This window comes from Moraxella sp. E33BD, from assembly GCF_041807865.1.
Lineage (GTDB): Bacteria > Pseudomonadota > Gammaproteobacteria > Pseudomonadales > Moraxellaceae > Moraxella > Moraxella haemolytica.
In genome coordinates this window covers 1-8,259 of sequence record NZ_JBGTZD010000020.1, presented here as the reverse complement: position 1 = coordinate 8,259, position 8,259 = coordinate 1, and the positions used below count along the sequence as shown (strand labels likewise).

The 8,259-nt window shown below is 46.1% G+C and carries 5 protein-coding genes; all 5 read right to left on the bottom strand.

The window, feature by feature from the left end:
• Window positions 1-2,722 (bottom strand): hypothetical protein (locus ACERC6_RS09840; protein WP_373628887.1); only part of this gene is annotated, 2,722 nt, incomplete at its 3' end.
• Window positions 2,723-3,272: 550 nt separating this feature from the next.
• Entirely contained in the window at window positions 3,273-5,207 is a 1,935-nt protein-coding gene (locus ACERC6_RS09835) for a YadA-like family protein (protein ID WP_373628886.1), read from the bottom strand.
• Window positions 5,208-5,498: 291 nt separating this feature from the next.
• The gene (locus ACERC6_RS09830; protein WP_373628885.1) at window positions 5,499-6,275 is read right to left on the bottom strand and encodes a transporter substrate-binding domain-containing protein; all 777 of its coding nucleotides are present in this window, start codon (window positions 6,273-6,275) and stop codon (window positions 5,499-5,501) included.
• Window positions 6,276-6,347: 72 nt separating this feature from the next.
• Window positions 6,348-7,100: a transporter substrate-binding domain-containing protein gene (locus ACERC6_RS09825; RefSeq protein WP_284673460.1), complete on the bottom strand. Its 753-nt coding sequence runs from the start codon at window positions 7,098-7,100 to the stop codon at window positions 6,348-6,350.
• Window positions 7,101-7,210: 110 nt separating this feature from the next.
• Window positions 7,211-7,987: an ABC transporter ATP-binding protein gene (locus tag ACERC6_RS09820; protein ID WP_284673459.1), complete on the bottom strand. Its 777-nt coding sequence runs from the start codon at window positions 7,985-7,987 to the stop codon at window positions 7,211-7,213.
• Between the last annotated feature and the right edge of the window lie 272 nt (window positions 7,988-8,259).

The window sequence follows — 8,259 nt, the reverse complement described above, 5'->3', positions numbered from 1 at the left end:
TATTTGCAGTGGTACCTCTAAGCGTGGTATCGCCGGTCACATTCAAAGTATTTCTAAGTGTGGTCGCACCGGTCACATCCAAACCACTGCGAGCTGTTAATTTACCACCAATCGTCGCAGTGCCGCTCGTACTCATTGACGTAAAGCTTGGTGAATCAACTACCGCAATATCGATAGTCCTGCCTGTCTGCGTCAGCTTCACATTTTTACCGGCTTTAAACGTCGCAGTCTCACCGAACTTAATCTGCGATGACGCACCGCTTGATGAACCACCCGTTCCTCGTGAGACTGCCAATATCCAGCTCCCGCTCGGATTTTTCTTTAGATTGTTAATATCCGTCTCAAAGCCCGCTATTTTTTGCTTAAAAGCATCATTCACACTTAACTCATATTTACGAAGATTATTAGCCGGTTGCCCCTTATCAGCGATAGAGAAAAAATCATTACTTCCTGCCGCCACCTCTACTTGGGTATCCCACGCATTAATGGTAACGGTCTTGCCTGCTTGGGTAATACCGACATTCTTACCTTGCTGGAAGTTAACCGTCTCTCCTAATTTAACCGTCTGTTCAGGACTTCTGTTAACTTTCAGCCTCCAGCCCTTATTGATCAATGCCTGCGACACATTGTTAATCGCCGTTGCCACATCTGCAGATTTCGCCAAACCTGCTGTACCTCCCGTAGCCGTTACCGTTGTTCTATTATTTGCACTGTTAAACCCCTGCGTCACAACATCAAATGTCACTTGTGCATTATTTTTCGAGCCGTTTGCATTTCCGTCCAACGCTGTTGCAACGCTAACTAAACCACTACGCCCTTGCTTAAACGTCACTTTATTACCGATACCAACGGTTGCTTTTCTAGTATTGTTATTATCATACACATCAAAACCAATACCCTCTACAATTCTATACAACTGCGAGCCGTTAATCGCTTCGGTGCTGCTGGAGCTAATCGTACCGGCCGCTACATGTTGAATAACCCGTTCTTTACCCCCACTAGCTACCGCAAAAGAACCGGTTTGGTTGTAGCCTCGCCATTGATTCGCATCAAAGGTCTTATTACCAATTACTAAATTACCTCTCTCGCTCACATCGGTCGCTTGTGATTCGGTACCGATAGCCACATTACTGATACCAGATGCCTGTGCCGCATAGCCGATAGCTACGTTATGTTTACCGCCGGCTGTTGCACTGTAACCTATCGCCACCGCTCTATTCTGATCGGCTTTAACATTGGCGTTATGACCAATCGCAATACCACCCTCTGCATTTACCGTTGCAGGGGTGTTACCGTTATCAGGATGCCCCGAGCCAATCGCAATCCCGTATTGGGCATTCACGGTGGCAGAGCGACCGATGGCAACACCGCCCACACCGCCAGCACCAATTCTAGTGTTATTACCCAGTGCCGTACCACGTTTTGCATACACGTAAGCACGCTCACCCACTGCTGTACCGCCAACCGCATCATTTGTCGTATCACCAACCTGCGCCTCACGCCCCAGCACCACCGAGTGACCTGACCACGCACGAGCACTTGTCCCCACAACTAAGGAGTTTTCTAATGCACGATTCTGACTGTCATCGGAAAGCTTTGCCTCATACCCGATAACCGTACTGTTATCACCCTTATTGAGTGCATTAATCCCCAGCACCACCCCATTGCTAGACTGACCGGTCGAATCGTAACCAATCACAACCGACTGATTATTCGCCTGTGCATTGTTACCGATGGCTACTGAAGAACCCTTTGCCGTCGCTGCCGTACCGAAAGCAAGGGAGTTCATACCTTTAGATTTCGCTCCTGAACCAAACGCAATAGCACCTTTCGATTGAAAATCAACCTTTGCACTACGCCCAATCGCAATCCCATCCGTTGAACCGGTCTCAACCCTCGCTTTGAAACCCACAACCGTCCCGTTCTTACTGGAATTGACTGCTTGAATCCCCACTACTGTCCCGTTTTCAACATCAGAGCTTGAGAAATAACCAACCACAATAGACGCATTATCTGCCTGTGCACTGTTACCTATCGCTATTGACGAGTGTTCCGCTCTGGACCCTGTCCCGATAGCAAGTGAGTTATCTTGTGAGGTGTACGCTTGCGAACCGATAGAGATGTTACCGCTACTGACAGTGTGAGAATCTGCCCCGATAGATATGGTCTGCCGCCCCCCTGTCAACGCCCTTGCCCCTAAGGCAATCGCCCCCTCTACACCCAAGCCTTTACCCATCGCCCCGTGACCGATAATCACGGTCGAATGCGGAATGTTTGACCCACCACCACTCTGTTTAAGGTAGGTATTATGTCCGATAACAATCGAGTACAGTGCTTCAACATCCCCCCGTCGGAAGTTTCCACCTGCACCAATATTAGTCGGATTGTCTGCTTGTTTAAAACCGGTATCACTAATCGCCTTACCACCCCATACCAACGTTTCTGATGGCTGACTTCCCAAACCTCGAACTGTGTTTCCTGCCCAATACGGGTCAAAACCGGTAACCGCTACGGGGTTCGACACCCCCTGCTGAGCCGACACGCTCCCAGAAAAGCTAAGTCCGCTGAGCAGTAGGGTGGTTAGGGCGAGCGAACGAACTGCTGGTTTAAGAGAGTCTATTGCACTGGCAATTGGGTTTAGACGAAAGCTACTGCCTGTTTGAGTAGGGTCTTTGCTTAATGATGTGCTACCGGTTTGGGTGCGTTGATGACCACGAGCCAATTCAGAGACAGCTTGAAACACTTATGTGGTGCGGTTAAAAATAACCTTATAGACTTTATTCATACTTTCATTCCAGCGTAGTTAGCCCACCCTTGTTGACTGAATTTTTACAAGGGTGGTTAAAAAAATCAATGCGGTTTGATGACCAAACCTTTATGAACCAAGCTGTGCTGTGCCTTGCTTGGTGTGATTGTTTGGGTGTGTTGTTGGATTATAACCCAAACTTAAGTTGTTATTCATTAATAATATCAATTGATAATATTAATTAATATTATCAATTGATAATATCAATTGATAATATTGCTAATATATTTAGCTTAAATGGGTGTATTTTACCACAATATTTACTCCGCAGGGGGGGGGGATAAAATAATGAAAGAGAGTTGTTATTTTATTGTTACTATTGATAATAATTGTTGTTTTATTACTAATGGCTTACTGTGGTTGGGGTTTTGTATTGTGTTGCCAAAGACAATTAACCTGTGTGCTTTAGCCCAAATAGGGCAAAGCACACAGGCATTATTAGTATATTGGTATTACAGAAGGTGGGTTACCACGCAAGGCCTACACCTACGCCAGCACCGACCTTTTTTTTGGTATCAGCACTTAAATGCGACTTCAAGGTTACTCGTCCGCTACCGCTTAGCCGAGAATAACCGATGGCGATGGCACCTTTATCGGCATATGTACCCAGTGCAACTGAGACCATCGATTGACCTGCTAGTGTGGCTTGTGGTAATGACATGGCTGCATGATTACCTGCGATGCCTGCTTGTAGGCGGTCTTCGATCTCATCAATGCGGTTGCCAATACCAAAGACACGCTCATCGATGTGGTTATAAACACCCAACAACTGACTGCCATTGACAGCATCTGTGCTGTCTGGTGCGATACGACCATCAGCGACATTCTGCACGGTCAGACCACCTGCATTGATGCCTGTGTCTTTTGCGATACTGACAGGACCGATTACTACCTGATCTGCCACAACACGCTCAGCAGTTACCGATTTAACAGTAATATCGTCATTTAATGATACTACAACACTGCCTTGCTCTGTGTTGGTGCTAATGTTCGACTGACCAGTGATGGTAATCGTATCGCCTAACTGGTGGTTGGTGGTTTTATTATCTTGAGTTTTAACATTCAGACCTTTGCTGATTTTAGCAGCATTGGTATTGGCTGTTTGTTGTGCTTGGGTGGCTTTATTATCAGCGATGACAGCTTTGTCATTGGCGGTCTTGGCCTCATTGATGCTTTGTTGGATTTTATCCTTAGTGGCTTGATCGATATCGCCTTTATCACCTTTAGGACCTTGTGGACCTACCGGACCAGTGTCGCCTTTATCACCCTTAGGACCTTGTTCCCCTTGTTCGCCTTTTTCACCAGCTGGACCTGCTGGACCAGTTTCGCCTTTATCACCCTTAGGACCTTTGAGACTTCCAACTTTAGCACCCCATCTATTTCCTGTTTTTTTGTACAGATCTCCGGTAGTGCTGTTAATGTAGATATCACCTTCTTTGCCTTGAGTATTTGGCTCTCCAGCACCAATTAATACATCTGGTATTTTTATGCTCTGTATCGCAGTTAGCACGCCGTATAACTGAGAGCCGTTGATCGCATCGGTTGAGTCTGCAGTAACACGACCAGCAGCGACATGGACGATTTGGCGTTCTTGATGTTTTGCACCGATAGAAACGGCTGATGTTGGACGAGTTCCTGCAAAATTGATTGTGGTACGCACTCCGGAGCTATTGGTGGCTGATGGAAGCATAAATGAGTAATCTGCTGTTGGCATGGGTGTAGTATATGTACTCCCATTGCCAAGCACCACAGCATGATTAGAGTCATTACTAATGGTGATGCCATGACCAAGTGCTACAGCTCCTACAGACCGAACCATAGTATTGTTACCAATGGCAATAGCGTTCTGTCCTGTTGCCTGAGCTCCCTGCCCAAGTGCAAAAGAGCTTGTCATTGTTGCTTGAGCACTTTTCCCAAGTGCAATAGTACCTACTGCTGTTGCTTGAGCCCCTTGCCCAAGTGCAATAGCGTTCTGTCCTGTTGCCTGAGCTCCCTGCCCAAGTGCAGTAGAGTCTAGTTTCGTTGCTTGAGCCCCTTGCCCAAGTGCAGTAGTGCTCGACTCCGATGCTGTAGACCCTCGCCCAACTGCGGTAGCACTGGCTGCCGTTGCTTGAGACTCTGCACCAACTGCGGTAGTATTCCGGTTTGCTGCCTTGGCACTATGCCCAAACGCAGTAGCATTGTCTGCCGTTGCTTGAGACCCTTGTCCAACCGCAGTAGCTCCTTTCCCTTGTGAGTGACCAGCAGGAACAAATCCCTGCTGAGCATATGCCTTAGTAGTCATCAGGGGTAGGGTGGTTATTACTGCCAGTGTCAGGGATGTTATTGGAATGTGGATACTAAAGTTGTTGGTATGGGCGGTACGGTTTTTGTTGCGCTGTTTCATTAGGTTTTTATTCATAATTTGCTCACAAATAATAATTACTGATGAAATGTTGCTATTTATTCGTAAGCCAAACACGACTCATGGCATTGTTTGGCTTCGTCATGGGGTGTTTTGTTAAGTTTTGTTTACATGACCAAGCGTTAACGATTCATCTCTTGGTTGAAGCTGGATGGCTCTAACATAACGATGCCTGCATGGACAAGAGCAGGGGGTAGATGTAACAAAACTGCTATGTTGCTAATTAGTGATTGTTGCCTCCTGTTAATATTTCTTGTGGTTAAGTTAAGTGGCTGACGCCCATTTTGGTTATTTGATGATGGTTTTGTCAAAATATTTATCCACCAACTCATCATATTTGCCGTTTTGTTTTAGGGTGGCAAGAGCGGTGTTGAATTCGTCTTTTAGTGGGTCATTTTTGCGTAGGGCGATGGCGACGCTGTCGTTGATGTCAATCGGTTCGCCTTTGACTTCAAAATCAGCCCCTTGCTCGGTTTTTAGCCAGTCTAATGCAGGAACGATGTCTGACAACATACCATCGACACGACCAGCGGTCAAATCAAGATAAGCATTGTCTTGGGTGCTGTATGCTTTGATGGTTGTTTTGGGGTGGTTTTTGGTTAGGTAGTCGGCAGAAACGGTGGCCTGCTGTACGGCGATGTTTTTGTCATCTAGGGTGTTGGCATTGAGCTCAACGCCTTTTTGACCAAGCAGGACTAGGGTGTTGTTAAAATACGAATCGCTAAAATCCACCACTTCGGCACGCTCGCTGGTCGCTGACATACCTGCCATGACGGCATCAAATTTTTTGGCATTTAGACCGACAATCAGACCGTCCCAATCTTGGCTTTGGATATCGCATTTGGCGGCCATCTCTTGGCATAGGGCGTTGGCTAGGTCAATCTCAAAGCCCACCAAGTTACCGCTGGCATCTAGGTAGCTAAATGGCTTAAAGCTAGATTCGGTGGCGATGCGGATTTGTTTTTCGCCGGTGTTGGCTGCACTCTTGTTGTCTGCCTCTTGATTATTGCTACAGGCAACAACAAGGGTGCTGATTGCCAATATGCTAAGTAGTTTTAGTTTCATGATGATTGCCCCTTACTTATTTTTGATTGGTTTTAGCGTGGGCTGATTGCCACGCTAGTGATGGTTGATGAATTATTGAAAACTGGCAGTTTCAATCTCTGCCAATTTACCTGATTCTTTGAGTTTGGTAAGGGCTTGGTTGAATTCATCTTTTAGGGTGTCGCCTTTGCGAACCGCAATGCCCAGATTGTCGTTGTTGTCAATCTCTTCGCCGACCAAGCCAAAGCCTTGCTGTTCTTGTTTTAGCCATTCGGCAGCAGAGACTTTTTCTGCCATGACGGCAGCGTTACGACCTGCTTTTAGGTCAAGATAGGCGTTTAGGTAGGTGTCGTAGAGCTTGACGGTGTTGCCATCTTTGCCGTCATATTTTTCGGCGATATAGGCAGCCCCTGTGGTTGAACGCTGTGAACCTAGGATTTTGTTGGTGATGTTGTTTGGGTCGAAGCTACCATCGGTCTTAGATAGCCAAACGATGGTATTAGAAAAATACGGCTCGGTAAAATCCACCTGCTCTAGGCGTTCTGGAGTGATGGACATGCCTGCGATGATGGCGTCGTATTTTTTGGCATTAAGACCAGGGATTAGACCTTCCCAATCTTGGGCGACAATGTCGCATTTGGCGTTGATTTCGGCACACACGGCATTGATGACCTCAACATCAAAGCCGACAATCTTGCCATCTGGAGCGGTGTCATTAAATGGGGGATAAGCCGCTTCGGTGGCGATGGTCAGCTGACGCTGTTCGGTCGTCTGGGCAGGCTTGTCTTGACTGCAAGCGACTAGGGCAAGAGCGATGGCGGTAACGCCTGCGAATTTATATAACATAAAATGTCCTTAAACTAACAAGTAGATATTAACAAAACAGATATTAATAAGCAAATACTAACAAAATAAGTACCAAAAACGAACTTAAACAACAAACCTTAAGTCAAACCCTAAGAGCGATGCGATGCCATGAATTCACGCACACGCTCAGATTTTGGGTTATCAAAGACCTCGTCAGGCGTGCCAATCTCTTCAATGCGTCCTTGATGTAAAAACACAATCTTATCTGATACCTCACGAGCAAAACGCATCTCGTGGGTAACGATGAGCATGGTGCGACCCTCTGCGGCCAGCCCACGCATGACAGACAGCACTTCATTGACCAGCTCAGGGTCTAATGCTGAGGTCGGCTCATCAAACAGTAGCACCTGTGGCTTCATTGCCAAAGCACGAGCGATTGCCACACGCTGACGCTGACCGCCTGACAGATTGTCAGGATAGGCATTTTTTTTGTCAAGCAGACCAACCTTGTTGAGTAGGTGTTCGGCTTCGGCGATTGCCTGATCTTTGGGTTGTTTGAGTACTTGGGTTGGACCTTCAATGATGTTATCCAAGATGGTTTTGTGTGGCCATAGGTTGAAATTTTGGAATACGAAGCCGATTTTTGAGCGTAAACTTTCTAGCTGTCTTGGATTTTTGGCGACCAATTCGCCTTTTTTCTCGGTCAAGATTAAGGCTTCATTGCCGATGGTGATGCTACCTTTGGTGGGTTTTTCAAGTAGGTTGATACAGCGTAGCAAGGTAGATTTGCCAGAACCTGACGAACCTAGAATGCTGATGACATCGCCATCATAGGCGGTCAAAGAGACGCCTTTGAGTACGGACAGTGAGCCGTAGTTTTTGTGAATGTCTTGCAGGTCTAAGGCGATGGGGAGAGTGTCAATCATGTTGGTTACTTAATAAAAAAGGTTTGATTTGATAACGAAAGTTTTGGGTTCGTTGATGAAATATAACAAGTTGATTGGGATATTTTCGCCAAAACCATAAAAAAGCAAATATTTTTGTGATTTTGGGTGAAATTTTTTGTATTTTAGCGAAATTTTGGGCGGTTGTGGTAAATTTATTGACAATTTTGATGATTTATTGGTATTTATGAATAATTCGCATAGAAAAATTAGCCATTGATTGCTATGATAGGGTAAATTGACTGGTAAGGGGG